The sequence below is a fragment of the Nocardia sp. NPDC049526 genome, assembly GCF_044465765.1.
Taxonomy (GTDB): domain Bacteria; phylum Actinomycetota; class Actinomycetes; order Mycobacteriales; family Mycobacteriaceae; genus Nocardia.
In genome coordinates this window covers 119,762-144,829 of record NZ_JBITMA010000018.1, presented here as the reverse complement: position 1 = coordinate 144,829, position 25,068 = coordinate 119,762, and the positions used below count along the sequence as shown (strand labels likewise).

At 65.7% G+C, this 25,068-nt stretch carries 29 protein-coding genes, 1 tRNA gene and 1 rRNA gene; 21 read left to right on the top strand and 10 right to left on the bottom strand.

The features are described from left to right. Positions 1–88 (top strand): 5S ribosomal RNA (gene rrf / locus ACIBW7_RS38130); the annotation flags it as partial. A gap of 87 nt (positions 89–175) precedes the next feature. Here rrf and ACIBW7_RS38125 read toward each other — a convergent pair. Continuing rightward, positions 176–1,468, bottom strand: coding sequence for a DUF2786 domain-containing protein (locus ACIBW7_RS38125; protein WP_397055126.1), 1,293 nt, complete (start codon positions 1,466–1,468; stop codon positions 176–178). Between the two features lie 234 nt (positions 1,469–1,702). On the opposite strand from ACIBW7_RS38125, the gene ACIBW7_RS38120 reads away from it, so the two are divergent. Further along, positions 1,703–2,317: a hypothetical protein gene (locus ACIBW7_RS38120; protein WP_397055124.1), complete on the top strand. Its 615-nt coding sequence runs from the start codon at positions 1,703–1,705 to the stop codon at positions 2,315–2,317. Here the strand turns inward: ACIBW7_RS38120 and ACIBW7_RS38115 are convergent. After that, positions 2,227–2,733 carry a nuclear transport factor 2 family protein gene (locus ACIBW7_RS38115; RefSeq protein ID WP_397055122.1) on the bottom strand — a complete coding sequence of 169 codons (507 nt, stop codon included), beginning with the start codon at positions 2,731–2,733 and terminating at the stop codon, positions 2,227–2,229. The two genes, ACIBW7_RS38120 and ACIBW7_RS38115, sit on opposite strands and share 91 nt — an antisense overlap. Positions 2,734–2,833: 100 nt before the next feature. Here ACIBW7_RS38115 and ACIBW7_RS38110 point away from each other — a divergent pair, with 100 nt between their 5' ends. The 6 genes from ACIBW7_RS38110 (at position 2,834) to hisI (ending at position 6,708) form a co-directional block, all read left to right on the top strand. After that, positions 2,834–3,286, top strand: coding sequence for a MarR family winged helix-turn-helix transcriptional regulator (locus ACIBW7_RS38110; RefSeq protein ID WP_397055120.1), 453 nt, complete (start codon positions 2,834–2,836; stop codon positions 3,284–3,286). A gap of 62 nt (positions 3,287–3,348) precedes the next feature. Then, positions 3,349–4,080, top strand: coding sequence for a bifunctional 1-(5-phosphoribosyl)-5-((5-phosphoribosylamino)methylideneamino)imidazole-4-carboxamide isomerase/phosphoribosylanthranilate isomerase PriA (gene priA, locus ACIBW7_RS38105; RefSeq protein WP_040688875.1), 732 nt, complete (start codon positions 3,349–3,351; stop codon positions 4,078–4,080). Positions 4,081–4,087: 7 nt separating this feature from the next. After that, positions 4,088–4,903 (top strand): inositol monophosphatase family protein, encoded by an 816-nt coding sequence (locus ACIBW7_RS38100; protein ID WP_397055117.1) that lies wholly within the window; start codon positions 4,088–4,090, stop codon positions 4,901–4,903. An 84-nt stretch (positions 4,904–4,987) separates the two neighbouring features. After that, positions 4,988–5,761, top strand: a complete 774-nt coding sequence (gene hisF / locus ACIBW7_RS38095) for an imidazole glycerol phosphate synthase subunit HisF (protein ID WP_397055115.1) — start codon at positions 4,988–4,990, stop codon at positions 5,759–5,761. A 74-nt stretch (positions 5,762–5,835) separates the two neighbouring features. Further along, positions 5,836–5,973 (top strand): hypothetical protein, encoded by a 138-nt coding sequence (locus tag ACIBW7_RS38090; protein ID WP_397055113.1) that lies wholly within the window; start codon positions 5,836–5,838, stop codon positions 5,971–5,973. 390 nt (positions 5,974–6,363) lie between these two features. After that, positions 6,364–6,708 (top strand): phosphoribosyl-AMP cyclohydrolase, encoded by a 345-nt coding sequence (hisI, locus tag ACIBW7_RS38085; RefSeq protein WP_397055111.1) that lies wholly within the window; start codon positions 6,364–6,366, stop codon positions 6,706–6,708. Positions 6,709–6,718: 10 nt separating this feature from the next. Here the strand turns inward: hisI and ACIBW7_RS38080 are convergent, their stop codons facing one another. The 4 genes from ACIBW7_RS38080 to ACIBW7_RS38065 form a co-directional block, all read right to left on the bottom strand. Next, positions 6,719–7,171, bottom strand: coding sequence for a MarR family winged helix-turn-helix transcriptional regulator (locus ACIBW7_RS38080; RefSeq protein WP_397055109.1), 453 nt, complete (start codon positions 7,169–7,171; stop codon positions 6,719–6,721). Positions 7,172–7,405: 234 nt separating this feature from the next. Then, positions 7,406–7,978, bottom strand: coding sequence for a permease (locus tag ACIBW7_RS38075; RefSeq protein WP_397055107.1), 573 nt, complete (start codon positions 7,976–7,978; stop codon positions 7,406–7,408). Between the two features lie 87 nt (positions 7,979–8,065). Continuing rightward, positions 8,066–8,530 carry a peroxiredoxin gene (locus ACIBW7_RS38070; RefSeq protein WP_397055105.1) on the bottom strand — a complete coding sequence of 155 codons (465 nt, stop codon included), beginning with the start codon at positions 8,528–8,530 and terminating at the stop codon, positions 8,066–8,068. Between the two features lie 92 nt (positions 8,531–8,622). Then, positions 8,623–9,015: a hypothetical protein gene (locus ACIBW7_RS38065; protein WP_397055103.1), complete on the bottom strand. Its 393-nt coding sequence runs from the start codon at positions 9,013–9,015 to the stop codon at positions 8,623–8,625. A 76-nt stretch (positions 9,016–9,091) separates the two neighbouring features. Between ACIBW7_RS38065 and ACIBW7_RS38060 the strand changes: the two genes are divergently transcribed. From ACIBW7_RS38060 to ACIBW7_RS38010, 11 genes are all read left to right on the top strand, one after another. Next, positions 9,092–10,642 (top strand): anthranilate synthase component I, encoded by a 1,551-nt coding sequence (locus ACIBW7_RS38060; protein WP_397055101.1) that lies wholly within the window; start codon positions 9,092–9,094, stop codon positions 10,640–10,642. Then, positions 10,639–11,394, top strand: coding sequence for a TIGR02234 family membrane protein (locus ACIBW7_RS38055; protein WP_397055099.1), 756 nt, complete (start codon positions 10,639–10,641; stop codon positions 11,392–11,394). Before ACIBW7_RS38060 ends, ACIBW7_RS38055 begins: the two co-directional genes overlap by 4 nt. 129 nt (positions 11,395–11,523) lie before the next feature. Then, positions 11,524–12,342 (top strand): indole-3-glycerol phosphate synthase TrpC, encoded by an 819-nt coding sequence (gene trpC, locus ACIBW7_RS38050; RefSeq protein WP_387295612.1) that lies wholly within the window; start codon positions 11,524–11,526, stop codon positions 12,340–12,342. 85 nt (positions 12,343–12,427) lie between these two features. Further along, positions 12,428–13,690 (top strand): tryptophan synthase subunit beta, encoded by a 1,263-nt coding sequence (gene trpB, locus ACIBW7_RS38045; protein WP_397055097.1) that lies wholly within the window; start codon positions 12,428–12,430, stop codon positions 13,688–13,690. Between the two features lie 73 nt (positions 13,691–13,763). Further along, positions 13,764–14,564, top strand: a complete 801-nt coding sequence (trpA, locus tag ACIBW7_RS38040; RefSeq protein ID WP_397055095.1) for a tryptophan synthase subunit alpha — start codon at positions 13,764–13,766, stop codon at positions 14,562–14,564. Between the two features lie 68 nt (positions 14,565–14,632). Continuing rightward, complete coding sequence (lgt, locus tag ACIBW7_RS38035; RefSeq protein ID WP_397055093.1) at positions 14,633–15,781, top strand: prolipoprotein diacylglyceryl transferase; 1,149 nt, start codon at positions 14,633–14,635, stop codon at positions 15,779–15,781. A gap of 151 nt (positions 15,782–15,932) precedes the next feature. After that, positions 15,933–16,463, top strand: a complete 531-nt coding sequence (locus tag ACIBW7_RS38030) for a TM2 domain-containing protein (protein ID WP_397055091.1) — start codon at positions 15,933–15,935, stop codon at positions 16,461–16,463. Positions 16,464–16,637: 174 nt separating this feature from the next. Beyond that, positions 16,638–17,393 (top strand): amino acid ABC transporter substrate-binding protein, encoded by a 756-nt coding sequence (locus tag ACIBW7_RS38025; protein WP_397055089.1) that lies wholly within the window; start codon positions 16,638–16,640, stop codon positions 17,391–17,393. Positions 17,394–17,399: 6 nt separating this feature from the next. Then, the gene (locus ACIBW7_RS38020) at positions 17,400–18,068 is read left to right on the top strand and encodes an amino acid ABC transporter permease (protein ID WP_397055087.1); all 669 of its coding nucleotides are present in this window, start codon (positions 17,400–17,402) and stop codon (positions 18,066–18,068) included. Positions 18,069–18,173: 105 nt separating this feature from the next. Then, positions 18,174–19,592 carry a pyruvate kinase gene (gene pyk / locus ACIBW7_RS38015; protein WP_397055085.1) on the top strand — a complete coding sequence of 473 codons (1,419 nt, stop codon included), beginning with the start codon at positions 18,174–18,176 and terminating at the stop codon, positions 19,590–19,592. Positions 19,593–19,674: 82 nt separating this feature from the next. After that, positions 19,675–20,583: an acyl-CoA thioesterase II gene (locus ACIBW7_RS38010; RefSeq protein ID WP_357475162.1), complete on the top strand. Its 909-nt coding sequence runs from the start codon at positions 19,675–19,677 to the stop codon at positions 20,581–20,583. Positions 20,584–20,646: 63 nt separating this feature from the next. Here the strand turns inward: ACIBW7_RS38010 and ACIBW7_RS38005 are convergent, their stop codons facing one another. From ACIBW7_RS38005 to ACIBW7_RS37990, 4 genes are all read right to left on the bottom strand, one after another. After that, a complete protein-coding gene (locus tag ACIBW7_RS38005; RefSeq protein WP_397055083.1) occupies positions 20,647–21,057 on the bottom strand; it encodes a hypothetical protein in 411 nt (136 codons plus the stop codon). Positions 21,058–21,155: 98 nt separating this feature from the next. Next, positions 21,156–21,776, bottom strand: a complete 621-nt coding sequence (locus ACIBW7_RS38000; RefSeq protein WP_397055081.1) for a low molecular weight phosphatase family protein — start codon at positions 21,774–21,776, stop codon at positions 21,156–21,158. Positions 21,777–22,020: 244 nt separating this feature from the next. Further along, entirely contained in the window at positions 22,021–22,533 is a 513-nt protein-coding gene (locus ACIBW7_RS37995) for a monooxygenase family protein (RefSeq protein ID WP_397055079.1), read from the bottom strand. A 142-nt stretch (positions 22,534–22,675) separates the two neighbouring features. Next, positions 22,676–22,762, bottom strand: a tRNA-Leu gene (locus ACIBW7_RS37990). A 222-nt stretch (positions 22,763–22,984) separates the two neighbouring features. Here ACIBW7_RS37990 and ACIBW7_RS37985 point away from each other — a divergent pair. After that, positions 22,985–23,602 carry an ANTAR domain-containing response regulator gene (locus ACIBW7_RS37985; protein WP_040688928.1) on the top strand — a complete coding sequence of 206 codons (618 nt, stop codon included), beginning with the start codon at positions 22,985–22,987 and terminating at the stop codon, positions 23,600–23,602. Between the two features lie 232 nt (positions 23,603–23,834). Beyond that, on the top strand, positions 23,835–25,046 hold the full coding sequence (locus ACIBW7_RS37980; RefSeq protein ID WP_364483917.1) for a branched-chain amino acid ABC transporter substrate-binding protein: 1,212 nt from the start codon (positions 23,835–23,837) through the stop codon (positions 25,044–25,046). Positions 25,047–25,068: the final 22 nt, after the last annotated feature.

The following is a 25,068-nucleotide window of genomic DNA, read 5'->3' as shown; positions in this document are numbered from 1 at the left end:
CGGTCCCATTCCGAACCCGGAAGCTAAGGCCACCAGCGCCGATGGTACTGCACTCGACAGGGTGTGGGAGAGTAGGACACCGCCGGAACATCCTTGCGAAAGGCCCCCAACACCAGTTGGGGGCCTTTTTGCGTATCAGAGCCCCCGCAATGTATTTCAGTGCATCGGGCGTGAGCTACTTCTTGATCGGACGGCGAGCCTGTAGCTGGGCGCTGTCAGCTGCGGCACGCCCCGCCGCCCAACCATTGGCGTTGCCGATGGAAATCCCCCGGTCTCGGATAGTTGGGAACAGCGCGTCGAACGCCTCATCCACTTTGTGTTGGTGGGAGCGGAGCGCCGGAAGCAAACGCGCCGGATCCGTGGATTCCGCAATCGTCGTCTCATTCGCTTCTTCGAGTCGCTCACCGGTGCGCGTTGCATAGGCGATAAGGAATGACTTGCGGTATGCGCGGCTTCTTGCATCGGCGCTGCGCTTGGATTCGTTGCCGCTGGCGATCACCGCCCGGGTGGCCTGAACGAGCAACGAGGTCGTCAGCAATTCGACTGCCTCCAAGTCGCTTTCGTCACCGACGACTGTCATGAAGCCGAATGCCGAGGCAAAGATCGCGCGGCACCGGTTGGCCTTGGTGACCACATCGACAAGCAGCGCTTTCGCGTCGACATAGGGGGTGTCCAACCAGATCCGGCACGCGCCGGGCAGATCGGGTACGGCGTTGTCCGCATCGATGAGTACCCGATCGAGCGCGTATTTGGTCATCAGCTCCTGGGCCTTGGCCGAAAGTGCCTCCGCCTCTTCGGGGTATGACGTCGACTCGGCCTTCGCGAGCAGTCCGCGGACCCGGCTCAGGACCTTGGCGTCGACGGTGTGGTGGTGAGCTGCGGCTTGCGGTCGTGCGGTGCCGGGCAAGGGGCGGATCAGTTCCAGCTCGGGTAGTCGGATCAGCATCGCAAGTGCCTCGACCACAGTCGTTACCGCCTCTGCCGCAGTCAGCAGTTGCTTCGCGGCCCACTGGCCGAGGTGCGGTTCGGCCGCGGACCACCAGATGTCTGCTCCCAGCTCGGCGAGCTGCAACTGCCAGGTCTCATCGATTGATCCCGGCGCGAAAGGCCGGACGTAGGCGGCCATGACATCGATGAGTAGCGCGATCGCGAACTGGTCCACGCGTCGGCGCGCGACCTGGTGGATGTCTTCCGGAAGCCAGCCGTATTGAAAGATTCGGCCGATAATGTGCTGTGCCGCCAGGTGCGCGCCGTCCGCCTGCTCGTTCGTCAGCAGATCGCGACCGACGAGCTGTTGTGCGAATTGCTCAGCGGCGCGTGCATTGCCCTGAGCGGTCTCCATTGCCGTGGCCATGATCGCGTTCGCGATCTGCTCGGAATCCCGTGGCCCACTCGACTGCGCAGACCAGGATGCGGACCTCTTGGCGGCGTGCTCTTCCGAGCGCCGTCGACGATTTTGCTTGCCCATGACCGATCCCCCTCACATAGTCCGGCGGCAACTTCGCCAACAACCGTATAGGCCGGGAGAGGCCGAGGATGACGTGCATCCAATGCGGTGCGTATCGGAAGCCGTCGGATGCGGGAAGCACAGGTAGTCGGCGGCTCTCCGGGTAGACCCTGAGCTGGAGGCCGGGGATATGGGGGATGCGTCCTGATCCGCCATGCCGGAGTGCGGACCTACTGTCGTGGCAGGGAGGTCGCAATGAAATCCGTCACGGTTCCGCTGACCGTCATCGGGGTCTATGCCGCGGTCGCGAGCTTCGCGTTCGCTGCCGCCCTCACCGAGACGATCATGCTGTATCCCAATATCTTTCGTGATGTGCCCGAATCGCTGACGCAGACCCAGCAGTTCATGAGTGAGGTCGCGGTCGGTGATGTGATGCGCCCGCTCGGCGGGGTGCTGACGGTGTGCGCGCTGGTCGCCTGTGCTGCAGCGGTCCGGTATCGCCTCGCACGGGGATGGGTTGGCGCATCGATGATTTCTCTCATCAGTGGCCAGTTCTTGCTGTCGATCCTGTACCTGTGGCCTCGCGCGACGATTCTGTTCGACGAACGCTCCCGGCACAGTCTCGCCGAAATCGAGAGTGCGGCAACCGAATTCCAGGTAGGCGAGTGGGTTCGGATTGCGGCGGCGCTGGCGACCGCGGCATTCGCGGTCGCCGCCACGCTGAGTTGTTATCGCACACGGGTTCTCGCCACGGTTGACGCGCGGTTCGAGCGGCTGGCTCAGGGGCGGGTGCCCGTGGACCACAGCGGCGTCGTCTCCACCCGCGACAGCCGCCAGCCCTCCGCGGTGCGAACCGCGTCGAAGCGGTAGACCTCGCCGAGGGTGTACTGCGGCTCCGATACGGCGGTCGTGGCCGGCGCGAAGGTAGCGATGAGATTCGCGCGCACCTCGGCCGCATCGCCGTGCAGGTCGATTATCACATTGGTGATGAAGTGCTGAATGCGCTTGTCATCGGAGTGGTTCCGGCTCGCCTGCGCGATGAGCGCAGCACGACCCTCGGCCCGGCCGCCGGGGGTTTTCGCGGTCGCGTCGGCGGTGTAGATCGTGCGGAAGTCATCGAAGCGGCCTTCGTCCAAGGTGCGGCCCAATTGGTTGACCAGCCCGGTGATCTCGTTGCGGTCCACGAGTTCGCGGAGTTGGAGCGTGTCGTCCTTGGTGGTGGTGCAGGCGGTGAGCAGCGCCAGCGGCAGCGCGGCGAGCGGGAGGAAACGGCGGATCTTGCTCATTGGTCGACCCTTTCGAACTAAACGTTGGTTGCTCCAACGTTGGCAAGTCCAACGATAACAGATCGTGGGTTACACCAACAAGTCTTGCTACATTGCTCTCATGGAGATAGCGCACGAGGACACCCCGGGCAGGCTGCGCGTCCTGCCCACCCGACTGGTGAACCAGGTGGCCATCCTCGCCAACCGGGCGACCGAGCGTGCCTTCGAAGCCACCGGATCCCGCCGCTACCACTACGCCCTGCTCGCCACGCTCGGCGAGTTCGGCCCCGCCAGCCAGGCCGATCTCGGCCGTCGCACCCGCATCGACCGCAGCGATATCGTCGCCGCATTGAACGATCTGGCAGAGCGCGGTCTGATCGAACGCACCCCGGATCCGAGCGACCGCCGCCGCAATATCGTCACCATCACCAAGGCGGGCACCCGCCACCTGGACGAACTGGACCAGCGAATCGAAGGCGCCCAGGACGATCTGCTCACCGCCCTCTCCGTCGCCGAGCGCCGCGAACTGGTCCGGCTGCTCAGTCGGATCCTCGATGATCATGTGCAAGGGTGATCGCGCCGCTATTTCCGCAGGCCGGGGGTAGGGAGCGCGGAGCGAGCAACTAAACTGCATCCGTGAGTCTTGTGCTGCTACCTGCTGTCGATGTCGCCAATGGAGAGGCCGTGCGCCTGGTTCAGGGGGAGGCGGGCAGCGAAACCAATTACGGCTCCCCGCGCGACGCGGCACTCGCCTGGCAGGAAGCCGGTGCGGAGTGGGTGCATCTGGTCGATCTGGACGCGGCATTCGGCCGTGGTTCCAATCGTGAACTGCTGGCCAAGGTCGTCGGCGAACTCGATGTCAAGGTGGAGTTGTCCGGCGGCATCCGCGACGACGAATCCCTGGAGGCCGCGCTGGGTACCGGCTGTGCCCGGGTGAACCTCGGCACCGCCGCGCTGGAGGATCCGCAGTGGTGTGCCCGCGCCATCGCCAAGCACGGTGAGCGCATCGCCGTCGGCCTGGATGTGCGGATCATCGATGGCGAACACCGGCTGCGCGGCCGCGGCTGGGTCAGCGACGGCGGTGATCTGTGGGAAGTGCTCGAACGCCTCGAGCGTGACGGTTGCTCGCGCTACGTGGTCACCGACGTGACCAAGGACGGCACCCTCACCGGCCCCAACCTGGATCTGCTGCGTGAAGTCTGCGCGGCCACCGACGCGCCGGTCATCGCCTCCGGCGGCGTTTCCACCATCGAGGATCTGATCGCCATCGCCGAACTGGTGCCCGAGGGTGTCGAGGGTTCGATCGTCGGTAAGGCGCTGTACGCGGGCCGCTTCACGCTGCCCGAGGCGCTGGCCGCGGTCCGCTGACGATTCGATGACCGCCAACCGCCTCGATACCGAACTACCGGCCCTGCTCGACGTCGCCGGCGAAATCCTCGACGCGGCAAGCCCGCGTTTCATCGAGGGGGTCGGCGCGCCGAGCGCGGTGGCCAAGGGCCGCAACGACTTCGCGACCGAACTCGATCTGGAATTGGAGCGCACCATCTCCGCACAGCTCGAGCAGCGCACCGGGATCGAGGTGCACGGTGAGGAATTCGGCGGTCCGCAGCTGACATCGGGGACCGCGTGGGTGCTCGATCCGATCGACGGCACCTTCAATTACTCATCGGGACATCCTCTTTCGGGCATGCTGCTGGCGCTGGTGCACGAAGGGGAGCCGCTGCTCGGGCTGACCTGGCTGCCGCTGCTCGGCCAGCGCTATTCGGCGGCCGTCGACGGTCCGGTGCTGCTCAACGGCGAACCGCTGCCACGCCTGCCGCACGGGAAGCTCGGCGAGGCGATGATCGGCTTCGGCGCGTTCAATGTGGACTCCGCCGGACGCATTCCCGGCCGGTTCCGTTTCGACCTGCTCGGTCCGCTGAGCAGGCTCTCGTCGCGGGTGCGCATGCACGGCTCCACCGGGATCGACCTCGCGTTCACCGCATCGGGCGTGCTCGGCGGCGCGATCGTCTTCGGGCACCATCCGTGGGACAACGCCGCGGGCGTTGCGCTGGTGCGCGCGGCAGGTGGTGTGGTTACCGACCTGGCGGGGGATCCGTGGACCATCACCTCGGGTTCGGTGCTGGCCGCTGCGCCGGGGGTGCACGAGGAACTGCTCGAAATGATTTGCACGGTCGCCGATGATGCGTGAGGCTGTGCACGAAACACAGGGGATGGCAGCCGGCGGAGCCGGCGGGGTGGGTGAACACAGCAAGATTCGAAGAAGGGTGAGCCGATGACGTTGGCGGTACGCGTGATTCCGTGCCTGGATGTCGACGCGGGCCGGGTGGTCAAGGGCGTCAACTTCGAAAACCTGCGTGATGCGGGCGATCCCGTCGAACTCGCCGCCGCCTATGACCTGCAGGGCGCCGACGAGCTGACCTTCCTCGACGTCACCGCCTCCACCGGCGACCGCGGCACCATGATCGATGTGGTGACCCGCACGGCCGAGCAGATCTTCATCCCGCTTACCGTCGGCGGCGGCGTACGCACGGTCGAGGATGTCGATCGGCTGCTGCGCGCGGGCGCGGACAAGGTCTCGGTCAATACCGCCGCCATCGCGCGCCCCGAAGTCTTGCGGGAAATGTCGGAGCGCTTCGGCTCCCAGTGCATCGTGCTGTCGGTGGACGCCCGTACCGTTCCGGACGGCCAGCCCGACACCCCGTCCAGCTGGGAGGTCACCACACACGGCGGCAAGCGCGGCACCGGCATCGACGCCATCGAATGGGCCGTGCGCGGCGCCGAACTCGGTGTCGGCGAGATCCTGCTCAACTCGATGGATGCCGACGGCACCAAGGCAGGCTTCGACCTGCCCATGATCAAGGCCGTCCGCGAAGCGGTCACGATACCGGTGATCGCCAGCGGCGGCGCGGGCGCCGTCGAACACTTCGCCCCCGCCGTCCAAGCCGGCGCAGACGCAGTCCTGGCCGCCAGCGTCTTCCACTTCGGCGACCTCACCATCCCGCAGGTAAAAGCCGCCATGCGCGCCGAACAAATCATCGTCCGCTAGCCCGCGCCCCGGCGCTCACGAAGAAACAGCGGCTGCCTCGAACAAGGTATAGCCCCTGGAAATTCTCAGCAGATATGCGACAGCCTCCGGTGGAATCCAGCGGTGAAACCCTCAGTGCCGTAACGCCGATGCTCGCCGCGGTCGAGGGTTCCACCGATGTCGTTGTGGCCCAACCGGATTTGGTTTCCGAGGCTGATCGTCGGCGTGCCTGACAGGTCCTCGGGAGCTGAATCGCACTCGCGCGGCTTTGAATTTTCTTCGGAGAGTTCGGCCGCCACGCCGGGGCGGTGATTGCTATCTGCTCGACAGTTACCCAGGCTTAGCGACCATGTCCGCCACGTGTCCCGCATGCTCCTGGTCATCGCCGATGCTGGTGTCGACACATGGTTCGGTTCGTTATCTGCGTTGTGTCTGTGGCAAATGGCTGGTTGCCCACCGGGGTGGGGTGAACTTGGTCACCGGCAGGGCCGCCTGCGCCAAAAAGCCTGTCGCCGAACATCTCGAACTGATTCCGCTGCCGGAGGAGTAGGAACTGTCGCGGCGGGTGGTGTTTCGGCACTACACGATGTGTTCCGGCGGGGAGCCCCCTGTATAACGGTGATATGACTCTCGACCCCGCCATCGCCGCCCGGCTCAAGCGCAATGACGCCGGACTCGTCGCCGCGGTCGCGCAGGAGCGCGGCACCGGCGATGTGCTGATGGTTGCCTGGATGGACGACGAGGCACTGGCCCGCACGCTGGAAACCCGCAAGGCGACCTACTATTCGCGGTCGCGCCGGCAGTACTGGGTCAAGGGCGAAACCTCCGGCCACACCCAGTACGTGCACGAGGTCCGCCTCGACTGCGACGGCGACACCATTCTGCTCGTCGTCGACCAGGAGGGCGCGGCCTGCCACACCGGCACGCACACCTGCTTCGACTCCGACCTGCTGCTCGCCGACAGCTGAGCCGGACCTGCTAAGAATTCGGCTGCTCGCCGCGCTCCTCGACCGGCGCCGACCTGCTGTTGGACTGGCTCAGAGTGTCGCCGAGCTGCCTGACGAGCAGTTCGCTGAGGTCGGCGAGTTGCGCAGTCTGTTCGGCGTCGAGACCATCGAATACCAACTGCCGCACCGCATCCAGATAACCGGGCGCCGCCTCGACCACCTTCGAGTAGCCGTCGTCGGTGAGCACCGCCTGCACGCCGCGGCGGCCGATGGTTGCTGACCGTTGCGCCCAGCCCATTCGCTCCAGCTTCGACACCACATGGGACAGTCGCGATAGCGATGCATTTGCTTTGTGGGCAAGCTCACTCATCTGTAGCCGATGGCCGGGCTCCTCGGATAACAGCGTGAGCACCCAGTATTCGAAATGCGTCACCCCGGATTCGCGCTGCAGGTGGGTGTCCAAAGCGCCTGGTAGACGTGTCATCAGCGCTACGATCGCGTGCCAAGCTCGTTGTTCGTCCGGGTTGAGCCACTTCGTCACTGGGTGCCTTCTTTCGAGCCAAGTGACGTCTTATTGTCAGCGAACCTAGCGATTAACGAAAAGCATGTTCACGGTCACTCGCGTCAATGAGTTTGCCACGACTTCGCTCGACCGTCATGGACTTGGTTCGCGACGTGAGGTCACTCACAGAGCCGGATGGTGTGTCGGCTACCTGTCCTAGGTGACCGTCGGCGTTTGCGGAGTGGCGGCGGGCGGCGTCGGTACCGCCTGCTTGCCGGGATGCCTGCGCCGCCACCATCGCCGGCTGATCAGGGCCGAAGCGGCGAGGAAAATCGCGACCGCCACGATGGCGCCTACCAGTGACGCGCCACGGAAGGCGGGCGCGTCGACGTCCAGAATTCGTTCGCCGGCATGTGCGGCACTACTCCCGCCGAGCACGATCGAGAGTGTCATCAGATTCGGAATCGCGACGATTACCGCGAGCAACGCGGCAGCACCCGCGACGAACTTTCCGGCTCGCCGCTTCCAGATCAGCGCAGCGAACAACAGCAGGAGCAGCGGTATGGCGGTGCAGAGCAAGCCGTACACCAGACCCCAGCCGATGCCCTTGCTGAAACTGCCGCTCACCAGCTCGGCGATGCGCTGCGCCCACCAGCGCGGAATGAACGCCGCCAGAATGAAGTAGGCGATGATCAGTACGGCGATGACCGCCAGTGCGCCGATGATCCGGGTGCGCCACGTGGCCAGCGTGGATTTCTGCCCGTCCGGCCGAACCTCGCTCGAAGTCATGAATCCAGCGTATGCCGGGCAACCAGGAGATCAATGGCGATAGACCTGGCGTTTTTCGCGGTGGTTAGCGCGTGTTCGCGAACAGGGCTACTGCATAGCGCGCTCGCGCAGGAACTTCAGCGCCTCGTCCGCGTGCACATCGGACCGCAACTCGCCGGTGATCACCTTGGCGACCTTGCGATCCCGGTCGATCACGAAAGTCTGCCGCTTGACCGGTGCGAGCTTGCCGAGCAGTCCGCGCTTCACCCCGAACGCCGAGGCAACCTTGCCGTCGGCATCCGACAGCAACGGGTATCCGAGGTTCTGTTTGGAGGCGAATCCGGCCTGGGTATCGACACCGTCGGTGCTGATGCCGACGCACGATGCGCCCAGCGCCGTGAATTCGGCGGACAGATCACGGAAGTGGCAAGCCTCCGCCGTGCAGATCGGCGTATTCGCGGCGGGGTAGAAGAACAACACCAGCGGACCGTTCGCGAGCAGCGCATCGAGCGAACGTGAGGTGCCGGATTGATCGGGAAGCTCGAATTCGGGAGCGAGCTGACCTGTCTGCATAGTGGGGACAGTACCGGGCGCGAGGTCGGTTTGCCGCCCCCGCGCTCGGTCCTCGTCACGCCAGAGACCGGAATGACGGGTTCTTATCGCGACTAAGCGCCGATGAGAGCGGCGACCTCGGGATTTTTGATCTCCATGACATCGAGAATTCCGTGCGCGCGCAGGAGCGGCCTGAGTTCCCTGATCCGGTCGCTGTGGGTGGCGTATTCATCCGGAAAATGGTGCTTGTCCAGGGCTTCCAGCGCTTTCACGTAGGTGACGAAGGAAGCTAGGGCGTTCACTTGGTTGGAACTCGGTGATCCGCCCATCGAATGCAGGCCGACCATCCGAGGGGGTTGACCGGGCAGGCCGGAGCCGACGGCGTGCCGCCCGTCCGGCGCACCAGGTTGCGAGGGGTACATCAGTTGTCTCCTCCCGAAATGGATACCGCGTTTGAGATCGAACGGGGCGAGTGTAGTGACGGCTGTCACCAGCGCCTGCAGCACGTCGGAACCGGACAGTCGGTTCAGGAGGATGGGACGCGCCGACAAGGCTGTCGGTGCCGCCTGGGATGATGGACACATGCCTGGCGCGTCCACTCCCACCACCACGACCCGCGAACAGTTCCACCAACTGGCCGCGGAGCATCGGGTGGTCCCCGTGACCCGAAAGGTGCTGGCGGACTCCGAAACTCCACTGTCGGCGTACCGCAAGTTGGCCGCGGATCGGGCCGGTACCTTTCTGTTCGAGTCCGCGGAGACCGGGCGGTCCTGGTCGCGCTGGTCGTTCATCGGCGCGGGCAGCCCGTCCGCGCTGACGGTTGTCGACGGTGAAGCGGCCTGGCTCGGGCACACCCCGGTGGACGCGCCCTCCGGTGGCGATCCGCTGGTTGCGCTGCGCGAAACCCTGCAGTTGCTGCAGACCGAGCGGCTGCCCGGTCTGCCCCCGCTGACCGGCGGCATGGTCGGCTATCTCGGCTACGACGCGGTGCGCCGGATCGAGCGGCTGCCCACCCTCGCCGCCGACGATCTGCGGCTGCCCGAGATGGTGCTGATGCTCGCCACCGATCTCGCGGCCTTCGATCACCACGAGGGCGCGATCACGCTCATCGCCAATGCGGTCAACTGGAACGGCACCGCCGAACGGGTCGACGAAGCCTATGACGATGCGGTGGCCCGGCTGGACCGGATGACCGCCGCGCTGGCCGCGTCCTCGGAGTCGACGGTGTCGGTCTTCGATCAGCCCGACCCGGAGTACATCCGCCGCCGCACCACCGAAGAATTCGGTGCGGGCGTGCGCCGCCTGGTCAAGGAGATCGAGGCGGGCGAGGCCTTCCAGGTCGTGCTCTCGCAGCGCTTCGAAATGGATTACGACGGCGCGCCTTTGGACCTCTACCGGATGCTGCGCGCCGCCAATCCGAGCCCGTACATGTACCTGATCCACATCCCGGACGGCGACGGCGGCACGGCATTCTCCATCGTCGGCTCCAGCCCGGAATCGCTGGTGACCGTGAAAGAGGGGGTGGCGACGACACATCCGATCGCGGGCACCCGGTGGCGTGGCGCCACCGAGGAGGACGATCTGCTGCTGGAGAAGGGACTGCTGGCCGACGAGAAGGAGAACGCCGAGCATTTGATGCTCGTCGACCTCGGCCGCAACGATCTGGGCCGCGTCTGCCAGCCGGGCACGGTGCGGGTCACCGAGTATCGGCATATCGAGCGCTACAGCCACGTCATGCATCTGGTCTCGACGGTCTCCGGCCGCCTCGCGCCGGGCAAGATCGCACTCGACGCGGTCAACGCCTGCTTCCCCGCGGGCACGCTGTCCGGTGCGCCGAAGGTACGTGCGATGGAACTCATCGAGGAACTCGAACCCACCCGCCGCGGCGTCTACGGTGGCGTCGTCGGCTATCTCGACTTCGCGGGCGATGCGGATACCGCGATCGCCATCCGCACCGCACTGTTGAAGGACGGTATCGCCTATGTGCAGGCGGGTGCCGGCATCGTCGCGGATTCGGATCCGGACTACGAGGACGTCGAATCCCGCAACAAGGCCATGGCGGTGCTGCGGGCGGTGGCGGCCGCGAAAACCGTTCGGGCGTATAGCGCACCTGCGGACGGCGGCGCGGAATGACCGATTCGGAACCCGCCGATACCGGTCCGACCACCCCGGCGGACGCACATCCCCCGAAGCGTAGATATCCGGTCGGCGCGATCGTCCTGCTCGCCGTCGCCGCTGCGGCGCTGTGGGGCTCCTCCCGGATGACGTGGGTGACTGTCTCGTCCACCGACGGGCTGACCGAACCGCGCACCGACAAACTGAACGGCGGTGTCTGGTTCGGTGCGCTGACTCCACTGGCTCTGGTACTGCTGGCCGCCATCGCCGCGGTGCTGGCGACCCGCGGCTGGTTGCGGCGCATGTTCGGCGTCCTGATCGGTTTGGTCGCCGCGGTGACGGCCGTTCCGGCCTTCGCTCTCCTGACCGGATCCGGCGCGACCGCGGCCCGTGCCGCCACCCTGGCGGAGCTGCCCGGCCGCGCAACGGTCACCGAGGTGGTCACTTCCCAGTTCCCGGCCGTACTTTCGCTGCTGGGAGCGCTGGCGGCCTTTGTGGCCGGTGTCCTGCTGGCCCGTATGCCCGAGGACGCCGTCCGCCTGTCCGGCAAGTACGACAATCCGGTCTTCCGCAGGGCCGCCGCCACCGAACAGGTGACGCGTCAGCGCACCGACGCGGCGGCCGGCGATACGGGTCAGCTTTCCGAGCGCGTGCTCTGGGATGCGTTGGACGCGGGGACCGACCCGACCGAGGAAGCGAGTCGGCCCACTTCGGCCGCCGACGATTCCGCCGATCATGATCAGGGGAAACAAGGGCATCGAGGTGTCTGAGCAGGTGACTACAAACCCCGGCGCAGTTGCGCCACAAGCAGCCATTTATTCTTTGTCAGCATCGGTGAGACAGCGCCTGGGGGGATTCTCAGGCAGCAAGTCCGTCTCCCCAGAAAGGATTCGAGCCAGATGACGGTACTCGACTCGATTCTCGACGGGGTCCGCGCGGATGTGGCCGCTCGGGAAGCCCTTTTGGACTTCCAGGCGATCAAGGCGGCCGCGGCCGCGGTGCCCGCGCCGCTGGACGCCCGCGCCGCGCTCCTCGAAGACGGCATCGGCGTCATTGCCGAGGTCAAGCGGGCCAGCCCGTCGAAGGGGGAGCTCGCGGATATCCCGGACCCGGCGAGCCTGGCCAAGTCCTACGAGGACGGCGGAGCGCGCATCATCAGCGTGCTCACCGAGGGCCGTCGCTTTCATGGGTCGCTCGACGATCTGGACGCGGTCCGCGCCACCGTGAACATCCCGATCCTGCGCAAGGATTTCGTCGTCGGGCCCTACCAGATCCACGAGGCCCGCGCACACGGCGCGGACGTCATCCTGCTCATCGTGGCCGCCCTGGAACAGGACGTACTGAGCTCGCTGATCGACCGCACCGAATCGCTCGGCATGACCGCCCTGGTCGAGGTGCACACCGAGGAAGAGGCCGACCGCGCCCTCGAAGCCGGTGCCTCCGTGATCGGCGTGAACGCCCGCAACCTCAAGACCCTCGAGGTGGATCGCGATGTCTTCGCACGCATCGCGCCCGGTCTGCCCACCGAGGTCATCCGCATCGCCGAATCCGGTATCCGCGGCACCGCGGACCTGCTGGCCTATGCCGGTGCCGGTGCGGATGCCGTGCTCGTCGGTGAGGGGCTGGTCACCAGTGGCGACCCGCGCGCGGCCGTCTCCGAACTGGTGACCGCGGGCACCCATCCGTCCTGCCCGAAGCCCGCGCGGCGGGGTCGGTGACGAGAGTGAGCGAGCGAAGCGAGGGAACCATCGACACAGCGGCCGGTGCGGGCACGACAAAGCCGAGCGCCGGCGAGGCGGAGTCGTGACGGCACTGCCCAAGGCTTCCGACGGTGTCCACGAGCGCAGCGACCACGAGCCGGATCCAGGCGGCCACTTCGGCGTCTACGGCGGCAGGCATGTGCCCGAGGCGCTGATGGCGGTGATCGAGGAGGTCACGGCCGAATACGAGAAGTGCCGCTTCGATCCCGCCTTCCTCGACGAACTGGACCGGCTGCAGCGCGACTACACCGGTCGCCCGTCGCCGATCTTCGAATGTCTGCGGCTCGCCGAGCACGCCGGTGGTGCGCGCATCATTCTCAAGCGCGAGGATCTGAACCACACCGGTTCGCACAAGATCAATAACGTGCTCGGCCAGGCATTGCTCGCCAAGCGCATGGGCAAGTCCCGGGTCATCGCGGAGACCGGCGCAGGTCAGCACGGCGTCGCCACCGCGACCGCGTGCGCACTGCTCGGCCTCGAATGCGTCGTCTATATGGGTGCGGTCGATACCGCTCGCCAGGCGCTGAATGTGGCGCGCATGCGGCTGCTCGGCGCCGAGGTGATCTCGGTGCGGACTGGTTCGCAGACCCTCAAGGATGCGATCAACGAGGCGCTGCGCGACTGGGTCACCAATGCCGACGCCACCTATTACTGCTTCGGCACCGCCGCGGGTCCGCATCCGTTCCCGATGATGGTGCGCGATCTCCAGCGCATCGTCGGGCTGGAGGCCCGCGCCCAGGTCCAGGCGCTCACCGGGCGCCTGCCCGATGCGGTCACGGCCTGCGTCGGCGGCGGCTCCAACGCCATCGGCATCTTCCATCCCTTCATCGACGATCCCGGCGTGCGGCTGATCGGTTACGAGGCGGCCGGCGACGGCGTCGAAACCGGAAGGCACGCCGCGACTTTCACCGGTGGCACCCCCGGCGCGTTCCAGGGCGCGTACTCGTATCTGCTGCAGGACGAGGACGGCCAGACCATCGAATCGCATTCGATCTCGGCCGGTTTGGACTATCCGGGCGTCGGTCCCGAACATGCCTACCTCAAGGACATCGGTCGCGCCGAATACCAGCCGATCACCGATACCGAGGCGATGGACGCGCTGCTGCTGCTCAGCCGCGCCGAGGGCATCATCCCGGCGATCGAATCCGCGCATGCGGTGGCCGGTGCGATGAAGCTGGGCAAGGAACTCGGCAAGGGCGCGATCATCCTGGTCAATCTGTCCGGGCGCGGCGACAAGGATATGGACACGGCGGCGCGATGGTTCGGGCTGTTCGACGACCACGCCGACAAGGAGAGCCACCAGTGAGCGAGCGCAGCGAGCGAACCATGAACACAGCGTCCATCACGTCGACGGAGCCGAGCACCGGCGAGGCACAGTCGTGAGTCAGCAGTCCCGCCTTGCGAACACCTTCGCCGCTTGTCGCGCCGAGGGCCGGGCCGCGCTGATCGGCTACCTGCCCGCGGGTTATCCGGATCTGGCCGGTTCGATCGAGGTGTGCCGCACCATGGTCGAATCCGGTTGCGACATAGTCGAAGTCGGCGTCGCCTACTCCGATCCGGTGATGGACGGACCGACCATCCAGGCCGCCGCCGATCAGGCGCTGCGCGGCGGAGTCCGGGTGCGCGATGTGTTCTCGGTGGTCGAGGCGATCACCGCGGCGGGCGGTAAGGCCGTCGTGATGAGTTACTGGAATCCGGTGCTGCAGTACGGCGTCGACCGTTTCTCGCGCGATCTGGCCGCCGCGGGCGGGTCCGGCATCATCACCCCCAACCTCATCCCGGAAGAGGCCGACAGCTGGTTCGTCGCCTCGGCCGCACACGATCTGGACCGCGTCTTCCTCGTCGCGCCTTCGTCCACCGAGGAGCGTCTGGTCAAGACGCTGGAGGCCAGCCGCGGCTTCGTCTACGCGGCATCGACCATGGGTGTCACCGGCGCCCGTGATGTGGTCTCCTCTGCGGCTCCGGCGCTGTGTGCGCGCATCCGCGCGCATTCCGATATCCCGATCGGTGTCGGCCTCGGCGTGCGCAACGGTGCGCAGGCGGCCGAAATCGCCTCCTACGCAGACGGAGTCATCGTGGGCTCGGCACTGGTGACCGCCGCAGCACAGGGACTCGACGCGGTGCGCACCCTCACGGCCGAACTGGCCGAGGGTGTTCGTTCCGCGACCGTCGCCTCCTAGGCGCCTGCGAGCGGGGCACGCCGACCGCGAATCTCGCGATGTGGCCGTGCTCCGCTACGGTTGGGGCCGTGACCTTACGAGTCCTCGCAGACAGCGTCCTGAGCAACGGTGCCGTCACCGCTGATGTGCTGGCCTACATTCCCAGCCCGTCCCAGGGCGTATGGCATCTCGGTCCATTCCCGCTACGGGCCTACGCCCTGTGCATCATCATCGGCATCGTCGTCGCCATCTGGTGGGGTGAGCGGCGCTGGCAGGAGCGCGGCGGGCAGAAGGGCGCGATTCTCGATGTCGCGATGTTCGCGGTGCCCTTCGGTCTGCTCGGCGGGCGGCTGTATCACGTTGCCACCGACTGGCAGAAGTACTTCGGCGCCGACGGCCATCCGATCGATGCGCTGAAGATCTACCAGGGCGGCCTCGGCATCTGGGGTGCGGTCTTCCTCGGCGGCGTCGGCGCCTGGATCGGCTGCCGGGTCTACCGAATTCCATTGCCCGCGTTGGGCGATGCGATCGCGCCGCCGATTCTGCTGGCCCAGGCCATCGGCCGGCTCGGCAATTACTTCAACCAGGAGCTCTACGGCCGCAAGACCGATCTGCCGTGGGGTCTGGAGATCTACCTGCGCTTCGACGATCAGGGCAAGCTCGACATGATGAACGGCGTCTCCACCGGCATCGTCGACAAGGTCGTGCAGCCGACCTTCCTGTACGAGATGATCTGGAACCTGCTGATCGTGGTGCTGCTGGTACAGATCGACAAGCGCTACCGCATCGGGCACGGCCGCCTGTTCGCGCTCTACGTCGCCGGGTACTGCCTCGGCCGATTCGTTGTCGAACTGCTGCGCGACGACGAGGCGACCAAGATCGCGGGTATCCGCATCAACTCGTTCACCTCGGCACTCGTATTCCTCGCCGCCGTGGCCTATTTCGTCTTCGCGACCAAGGGCAGGGAAACCGCCGACCAACTGCAACCGTCGACGGTCTCGCGGCCATGGCCGTGGCAGATCGGGGCCCTGCGGGCGGCGGGCGCCGAATCCGAGGCCGCGTCGAAGGCGGCCGCGGTGGCGGAAGCCGCGCCACCGAAGCACAGCGCCGAGAGTCCGGATCCGACAAAATCCGAGAAGTCCGGCAACGAACCGGATACCGCCGGCGATAACTCAACGGGGTCCGAAACCTCGGACGCCGAGCAGGGCAAGGTCGATACCTCGAAAAAGGACGGCTGATCCCATAACAACTCGGGCAGCTCGTCGGTGCACCGAGTAGACACGTGAACGCGTGTCCGCGACGATACCTTCGGGCGCCCAAATGCCCGGCAAAAGACGCGGGGAGGCGGGTGAGCGCCCGTCGAAATGCACGAATGATGGAGGACATTTAGTGACCGACCCCTACCAGAACCAGCCAGGCTTCGGCGGCCCCCAGTATGGTCCGCCTGGGACGGGGCCGGACCTGAACAAGCAGCCGGATGCACCGGGGCAGCAGTACCCGTCGGATCCGTACAACCAGCAGCCGCCGCAACAGTACGGTCAGCCGCAGTACGGTCAGCCGCAGTACGGTCAGCCGCAGTACGGCCAGCCCGATCCCTACGGTCAGCAGCCGGGCGGCTACCCGCCGGCGCCGTACCCGGGCGGCGGCTACAACCCGAACGATCCGGAAGCGCCCTACGGTCGCGACCCGTTCGGCGTGCCGTTCTCGGATAAGCAGAAGCTGACCGCGGGTCTGCTACAGATCTTCCTCGGCGGCTTCGGTATCGGCCGTTTCTACACCGGTCACACCGGCATCGCGATCGCTCAGATTGCGGTCACCTGGTTGACCTGCGGTATCGGTGGCATCTGGCCGCTGATCGACGGCATCATGATGCTGACCGGCAAGGTGCCCGACAGCCTCGGGCGGCCATTGCGCGACTGACCGCCGCGAACTATCGACCGACTGGCCCCGTCGCATCGGATGACGATGTGACGGGGCCCGTCGCCATTTTCGGCAGGCTGTGCGAGGATTCGGCGCACCATGATCGCAATACTGTCGGTCGGTATCTGCCTGGCGTAGCCTGAGCCGGGTTTTTGTGTCGAGAGAGGGACTTCCGTGCGCCGCAAGCTGTTCGCCGCCGCCATGCTCGCCATCGTCGCAGCCACCGGGCTCACCGCCTGCGGCAGCAGCAACGATCCGAACGTGCTGAAGGTCGGCACCGAAGGCACCTACTCGCCCTTCAGCTACCAGGGCTCCGACGGCAAGCTCACCGGCTACGACATCGAGGTGATCCAGGCGGTCGGGGACAAGATCGGCAAGAAGATCGAGTTCGTGCAGACGCCGTGGGACGCGATCTTCGCCGGTCTCGAGTCCAAGCGCTTCGACCTGGTCGCCAACCAGGTGTCGATCACCGACGAGCGCAAGTCCAAGTACGCCCTGTCGCAGTCCTACACCACCTCCGAGGGCGTGATCCTCACCCGCGCGGACAGCAACAACATCACTTCGCTCGCGGACCTGAACGGCAAGACCAGCGCGCAGTCGGCGACCAGTAACTGGGCCAAGGTCGCCCAGGGCGCGGGTGCGAAGGTCGAGGCGGTTGAGGGCTTCGTGCAGGCGGTCCAGTTGCTGAAGACCGGCCGCGTCGACGCGACCGTCAACGACAGCCTGGTCGCGCTCGACTACATCAAGAAGAACGGCGACACCGGCGTCAAGATCGCCGCCAAGGCCGGTGAGGTCAGCAATCAGGCATTCGCCGCCCGCAAGGACGACGCGCTGATCGGCCAGGTGAACACCGCGCTGGACCAGCTGCGCGCGGACGGCACGCTGGCCAAGATCTCGGAAAAGTACTTCGGCACCGACGTCAGCAAATAACCGTCCGTGGATCCCGCAACCAGGGAGCTGATCTGGCACAACCTGTGGCCGATGCTGCAGGCCACGATCGACAAGACCATCCCGCTCACCGCCATCAGCTTCGTCATCGGTCTGGTCATCGCGTTGTTCCTGGCGCTGGCGCGGATGTCACCGCTGTGGTTCCTCTCGGCGCCCGCCAGGTTCTACATCTCGATCATTCGGGGCACGCCGCTGCTGGTGCAGCTGTTCATCGTGTTCTATGCGCTGCCGCAGTTCGATATCGTCATCGATCCGTTCCCGGCGGCGGTAATCGCCTTCAGCCTCAATGTCGGCGGTTACGCCGCCGAGGTCGTGCGCGCCGCCATCCTGAGCGTCGCGGAAGGACAGTGGGAGGCGGCCAAGGCGCTCGGCATGTCGTATGCCCAGGAGTTGCGGCTGATCATCCTGCCGCAGGCCGCGCGCATCGCCGTGCCGCCGCTGTCCAACACCCTCATCTCTCTGGTGAAGGACACCTCGCTGGCCTCGACCATCCTGGTGACCGAACTCCTGCGCACCGCGCAGCTGGCCGCGGCGCCCACCTTCGACTTCTTCGCCCTGTACGGCGTCGCCGCACTGTATTACTGGGTGATCTGTCTGGTCCTCGGCTTCGGCCAGACCCGTCTGGAAACTCGGCTGTCCCGCCATGTCGCCCGCTGACGAGGCCCGTTTGTACTTTCCACTAAGCCTTCGTACATATTTTTCACCTAGCTTTCACCGAGGCCACAGCGGGCTAGGGGCACTGCACGGGACTAGGCTCTACTCGTGATGCGACGGACGAAGATTGTGTGCACTCTCGGCCCAGCGACCGCTACCGAGGAACGTATTCGGGAACTCGTCGAGAGCGGCATGGATGTGGCGCGGCTGAATTTCAGCCATGGCGAGCACTCCGACCATGCCGAGAACTACAAGAAGGTGCGGCAGGCCTCGGACCATGTCGGCCGGGCGGTCGGAATTCTCGCCGACCTGCAGGGACCGAAGATCCGGCTGGGCCGCTTCACAGAGGGCAAGACCGTATGGGCCAACGGTGAAGAGGTCCGCATAACCGTCGACGAGATCGATGGCACCCACGATCGCGTCTCCACTACCTACAAAGAGCTGGCCAAGGACGCTAAGCCGGGCGACCGCCTGCTCATCGACGACGGCAAGGTCGGCGTCACCGTCATCGGGGTCGAGGGCAACGATGTCGTCTGCCGGGTGACCGAGGGCGGACCGGTCAGCAATAACAAGGGTGTCTCGCTGCCGGGTATGGACGTATCCGTGCCCGCGCTGTCGGAGAAGGACATCGAGGACCTCGAATTCGCGCTCAAGCTCGGCGTGGACTTCATCGCGCTGTCCTTCGTGCGTTCACCCTCGGATGTCGAGCTGGTGCACGACGTGATGGACCGGGTCGGCCGCCGCGTTCCGGTGATCGGCAAGTTGGAGAAGCCCGAGGCCATCGACAATCTCGAGGCCATCGTGCTCGCCTTCGACGCGGTCATGGTCGCCCGCGGTGACCTCGGCGTCGAACTCCCGCTCGAGCAGGTGCCGATCGTGCAGAAGCGGGCCATCCAGATGGCTCGCGAGAATGCCAAGCCGGTCATCGTCGCGACCCAGATGCTGGAGTCGATGATCGAGAACTCCCGCCCGACCCGCGCCGAGGCCTCCGATGTGGCCAATGCGGTGCTCGACGGCGCCGATGCGGTGATGCTGTCGGGTGAGACCTCGGTCGGCGCGTATCCGATCGAGACGGTCCGCACCATGGCGCGCATCGTGCACGCGGTGGAGACCGAATCCACCCGGGTGCCGCCGCTGACCCACGTGCCGCGCACCAAGCGCGGTGTCATCTCCTACGCCGCCCGCGATATCGGCGAGCGGCTCAATGCCAAGGCGCTGGTCGCCTTCACCCAGTCCGGCGATACGGTTCGCCGGCTGGCGCGTCTGCACACCCCGCTGCCGTTGCTGGCGTTCACCCCCCTTCCCGAAGTGCGCAGCCAGCTGTCGCTCACCTGGGGCACCGAAACCTTCATCGTCCCGACGGTGGACAGCACCGATGCGATGATCCACCAGGTGGATGTAGCACTGCTGTCCATGGAGCGATACCACAAAGGTGATCTGGTGGTAATCGTGGCAGGCTCCCCGCCCGGTACTGTCGGCTCCACCAACCTGATCCATGTGCACCGTATCGGTGAGGAGGACCATTAGCCGTGAGTGAGCGCAGCGAACGAACCGAGAACACAGCAACGCCAGCGGTCGCAACGGAGCCGACCGTCAGCGAGGCGCAGTTGTGAGCGCTTCGCTAGGTGGCGCTGTCGGCCTCGGGGCCGCAGCGGAGGGTACCGACCTCGACGTGCTGCTCGGACTGCTCGATCTGGAACAGGTCGACGAGGATGTCTTCGTCGGCCAGCATCCGGAGAAGGTCTGGAGCCGCACGTTCGGCGGTCAGCTGGTTTCGCAGGCGATCATGGCGGCGGGACGGACGGTCGACGGCGACCGTCCGCTGCACGCCGTCAACGCGCATTTCGTGCGTGGTGGCGATGTGAAGAAGCCGATCGAATATCAGGTCGACCGCCACCGCGACGGACGCTCGCTGGCCAACCGCACGGTCACCGCGACCCAGGACGGTCAGGAGCTGTTCGTCATGCTCGCCGCGTTCCAGGATTGGGGCAAGGGGCTCGAGCACGCGCATGCCCAGCCGGAGGTGCCGGATCCGGAGACGCTGCCGCGCGTCGAGGAGAGTTTCGCAGGCTTGGAAGACAAGCTGGAGATGTTCGTCAAGGCGCCGCATCCGATCGATATGCGGTACACCAATGATCCGGCCTGGATCCTGAAGGGCACGGGGGAGCGGCTCAATCACAACCGCGTGTGGATGCGGGCCGATGGCAGGCTGCCCGACGATCCGCTGATTCACGTTGCGACGCTTGGCTATTCGTCCGACACCACGGTGCTCGATTCGATCATCACCACGCACGGCCTGTCCTGGGGTCTGGACCGCATCGTGGCCGCGACGATCAACCATTCGATCTGGTTCCACCGCCCGTTCCGCTTCGACGATTGGGCGCTCTACGCCACCGAATCGCCGGTGGCCGCTGGTTCGCGTGGCCTTGCCACGGGCCGATTCTTCTCCCGCAGTGGCGAATTGCTCGCCACCACGGTCCAGGAAGGCATTATCCGCCACTTCCCGGCGCGTAGATGAGCCCCGTACCCATGTGTATTGCGGACAGTAGCAACTGATTTCGCAAGCACATGGGTGCGAGCATCATAGGGATTCGCGCTCGATTTCGAAGTCGAAGCTGTCGCGGCGCTGCACTCGGATGGTCCGCGGGATCTCGAGATCCATTGGGCAGCTTGCGGTTTCCAACATCAGGCGCTTCTCCAGCGCGCTCAGGCTCGATGCGGTCAGGTCACGCGGCGCACCGACCAGGCTGAGTGCGATCTCATAGGTGCCTCTGGCGCCCTGCTCTTGGCCGGGATGCTCTACCCGCCACTGGGTTTCGAGTAGTAGGTGCTCCGGTGCGTCGGGCTCGACGGGCAGTGTGAAGCGCCAGGCGAAGACATCGCGGTCCTGGAGGTGGTCGTCCACCACCTCCCGCACCGAATCGACGACGCGATCGAGGGTTTCCGGTGTCACATAAACATGGAGCGAAACATCCGAAATTCGTTTCGGCATGTCTGATTCCTGTCGTGTGTCGAACCATCAACGGCGGAAGTTATTCCGCGCGCGAGTGTAATCCCTTTACCCGCTGATTGGACACCGGGCCCTGCGTGTCACCGGATACGCTGGGCGGCAAGGAAGGCGGCCAGCGGCGCGGGACGCGCTCCGGGGGCCACCACGAGGCCGGGGCGTTCGCTCTCGTCCGGCCGTTGCTGCTCGTGCGGCGCCAACGCCAGCAGCAGCGGCACCAATGCCTCGGCGATGCGGTCGCCCACCTCGCAGAACGCGGCCTCCGATAGTCCGACCGGGTCGGCGATATTCTCCCGGCCGACGAGTGCCAGGTCGTGGCGGGCGCGGTCCAGATCGGCGATCGTCTCGGCGCCGGTGACCTTGGCGATGCGATGCGCCTCCAAGAGGGTGAAGGTGCGCGATCCGGCGCCGAACGCCATCTGCGCCGCCTGATCGCGGATCTGTTCGGTCATGGCGAGCACCAGATCCGCGCGATCGATCAGCTCCGGCTTGAGTTTGCGTGCCCGGAAATGGTCGGCGCCTGCGCCGAGCCCCTCGATCGTCCGCGCGGCGAGCGGCTCGATCGGAAAGCCAACCAGCGCACGGGTTCCCGCACTCTCCGCGGTGAGCCCGGGCAGGTTGTATTCGACCGCTACGGCGCGGGTGAGCCGCTCGGCGATTACCGAACGGCAGACATTGCCGTTGCAGACGAACAGGACGTGCATGCGGATACGGTAGGCCGCACACGGACCGACCAGAAGGCCGTCGACATCGAATCACAGCCCGCGGAATATATATTCATCTGCTGGTCAAGTGCCGTACACGAAGTACGCCCCGGTATTCGGATAGACGCTCGATACGCGTTGCCGCTAGGTGGTCGATCGGTAATCGAGGTCTGGGCGTCCTGCTGAAGGTACCCGGCGCGAGCGGTTTCAACCATCACAGTATTGCCACGGTTGGGGATCCGATTTACTCGGACTCCCCACGGTAATAAGCGGATTCGGCGACGACCGGCGCCGTCTTGTCCGCTTCGCCGTGCACCCGGCCCCGGGTCGTGAACATCCGGCCGCGCGAGGCCACGACGGGTGCGAACCGCGGCAGGCCGGAGGCGCCTTCCATATCGTCGTACATCGCGTCGATACCGCCGCGCATGAAGTAGGCCTCGTGCCAGAACCCGGTCCCACCGGAGTCGCGCAGGAACTTCTGCCACCAATCCCGATGCGGCGCAGAGCGTGTCCACCGTTCCAGCGAATCCAGATCCCGCCAATACTGCCGCGCCCCCCAATGCGGCGGAAACAGCGACCAGATCACGTCCTCGTGCAACAGCAGCCCATCCGGCCGATCCTTGTGCGACCGATACAGTTTCGGGCCCAGACCCAGCAATCGCAGGATGCCGCGTGGCTTGCGCACGCGCATCCCGAGATAGATGACGACCAGATCCGGATACCCGGACAGATCGACAGTGGTCCTGTTCACCCGCATCGAGGCACCTCCGCATCGGGCCGCCCATTGCAAACCCTACGCCCGAAATACGAGACAGCCCGCGCTCTAGTTCGATCGGCGCCCGAGCGGGCCTCCGGTGAGAACGGCCCATGCTCTCCAAGAGCATGGGCCGCCTACCAGTTGGTGCCGATTGTGGGACTCGAACCCACACGTCCTTTCGGACAACGGTTTTTGAGACCGTCGCGTCTGCCAGTTCCGCCAAATCGGCGCACCGGTGGAAAAGCATAGCGGGTCACTGTCGAAAATCACGAATGGGCTGGGTCAGAAGTGATCGACGCCCGGTTTGCGCAGGGTATATGGGTTGTATGCGGAACTGAAAGGTACTCTTTACATCACTCGACGGCGATAGTTGGGCGTTGGACCGGTGCCCGGACCGCGGCCACTCATTCGCGTGTCGGGGACACGGCATCGGAACCAGAGGGGTCTACCTATGAGCAACACAGCAGGGGGCGCCGGCACGAAGCGGGACGCCGGGGCGAAGCGGGTCGTCGTCGCGGAAGACGAAGCGCTCATCCGCATGGATCTGGTGGAGATGCTGACCGAAGAGGGCTACCAGGTTGTCGGTGAGGCGGGCGACGGCCAGCAGGCGGTTGATCTGGCGGTGGAGCATCGGCCGGACCTGGTCATCATGGATGTGAAGATGCCGCGCCGCGACGGTATCGATGCCGCGGCCGAAATCGCGTCGAAACGCGTTGCGCCGGTTGTGATTTTGACCGCATTCAGTCAGCGCGATCTGGTCGAGCGGGCGCGTGACGCCGGTGCGATGGCATATCTGGTCAAGCCGTTCACGAAGTCGGATCTGGTGCCCGCCATCGAGTTGGCGGCGAGCCGCTTCCACGAGATCACCGCGCTGGAGAGCGAGGTCGCCAATCTGGCCGACCGCCTCGAGACGCGCAAGCTGGTCGAGCGGGCCAAGGGCGTGCTCATGCAGACCCAGGGATTGTCGGAGCCGCAGGCATTCAAGTGGATTCAGCGAACGGCGATGGACCGCCGCACTACCATGAAGGCGGTAGCCGAGGTCGTGCTGGAAAATCTGGCCCCGAAGTAGGCGCGTCCTTGCGCTTCGGCCGTCCAAGGCCGGAAATTTTACTTTCCGGAAACCCGATCGCGATGAAAAATTCGAAACGATGTCGATCGGATGGTCCGAATGTGATGCGCAGCTAACGTACCAACGCTATGTTCTGACCGGGCTGACGTGGTCGGCCTCCTCGGAGGAGAGCCCGGGGGAGCACAGGACGTAGAGGTGAAACGTGCTTAGTTCGACATGGCGCAGTCGTTCGATGCGGGGTGCATTGGCCATCGGTGCCGCCGCCGCGCTCGTGCTGACGGGGTGTAGCGATAAATCGACCGATGGTGGTTCGGGCACCTCCGGCACCAGCGGCGCGGGCGGTCTGAAGATCCAGCCGGTCATGCAGATCGACGCCAACGGCAAGCAGGTGCCGAAGTCGGACAGCGCCTCGGCCGCCGACCCGGCCGGCGACGGCAAGGCGACCTGCCCGGCGGGCACCGCGATCGCCATGGCGGGCGCGCTCACCGGTCCGGACGCAGCCCTCGGCATCAATATCGTCGACGGTGTGAAGCTCGCGCTGGACAAGCACAACAAGGCCAACCCGGGCTGCAAGATCGAGCTCAAGCAGTTCGACACCGAGGGCGACCCGCAGAAGGCCACCCAGGTCATCCCGCAGATCGTCAATGACAAGTCGATCATCGGCCTGGTCGGTCCGGCGTTCTCCGGTGAGACCAAGGCGACCGGCAAGATCCTCAGCGACGCCGGCCTGGTTTCGACGACCGCCTCGGCCACCAATGAGACGCTGACCCAGAACGGCTGGACCAGCTTCTTCCGCGGCCTGGCCAATGACGGCGTGCAGGGTCCGTCGGTCGGCAAGTACCTGGTCAACACCGCGGGCTACAAGAAGGTCTGCGTCATCCAGGACAACACCGATTACGGCACCGGTCTGGCCAAGACGATCATCGAGGGCCTCGGCTCGGCCAACGACGCGTCCTGCAACGCCAGCATCAAGAAGGGCGACAAGGACTTCTCCGCCACGGTCACCAAGATCGCGAGCGCCGCGCCGGACGCCGTCTTCTACTCCGGCTACTACTCCGAGGGCGCCCCGCTGGCCCAGCAGCTGAAGTCCGGTGGCGTCAAGGCGGTCTTCGTCTCCGCCGACGGCACCAACGATCCGCAGTTCGTCGCCCAGGCCGGTAGCTCGGCCAAGGGCGCGGTGCTGTCCTGCCCGTGTGGCCCGGCGCCGGATAAGTTCACGGCGGACTACAAGGCCCTCAACGGCGCCGAGCCCGGTGTGTACTCGGTCGAGGGTTACGATCTGACCACGATCTTGGCCAAGGGCATCGATGGCGGCAAGCTGACCCGTCCCGACCTGCTCGAGTACGTGCGGTCCTATGACGGCCCCGGCCTCGCGCGTCAGTACAAGTGGAACGCGACCGGTGAACTGTCCAACGCGCTGATCTGGATCTACGAGGTCAAGTAGCCCTAGACAATCCGCACGGCGG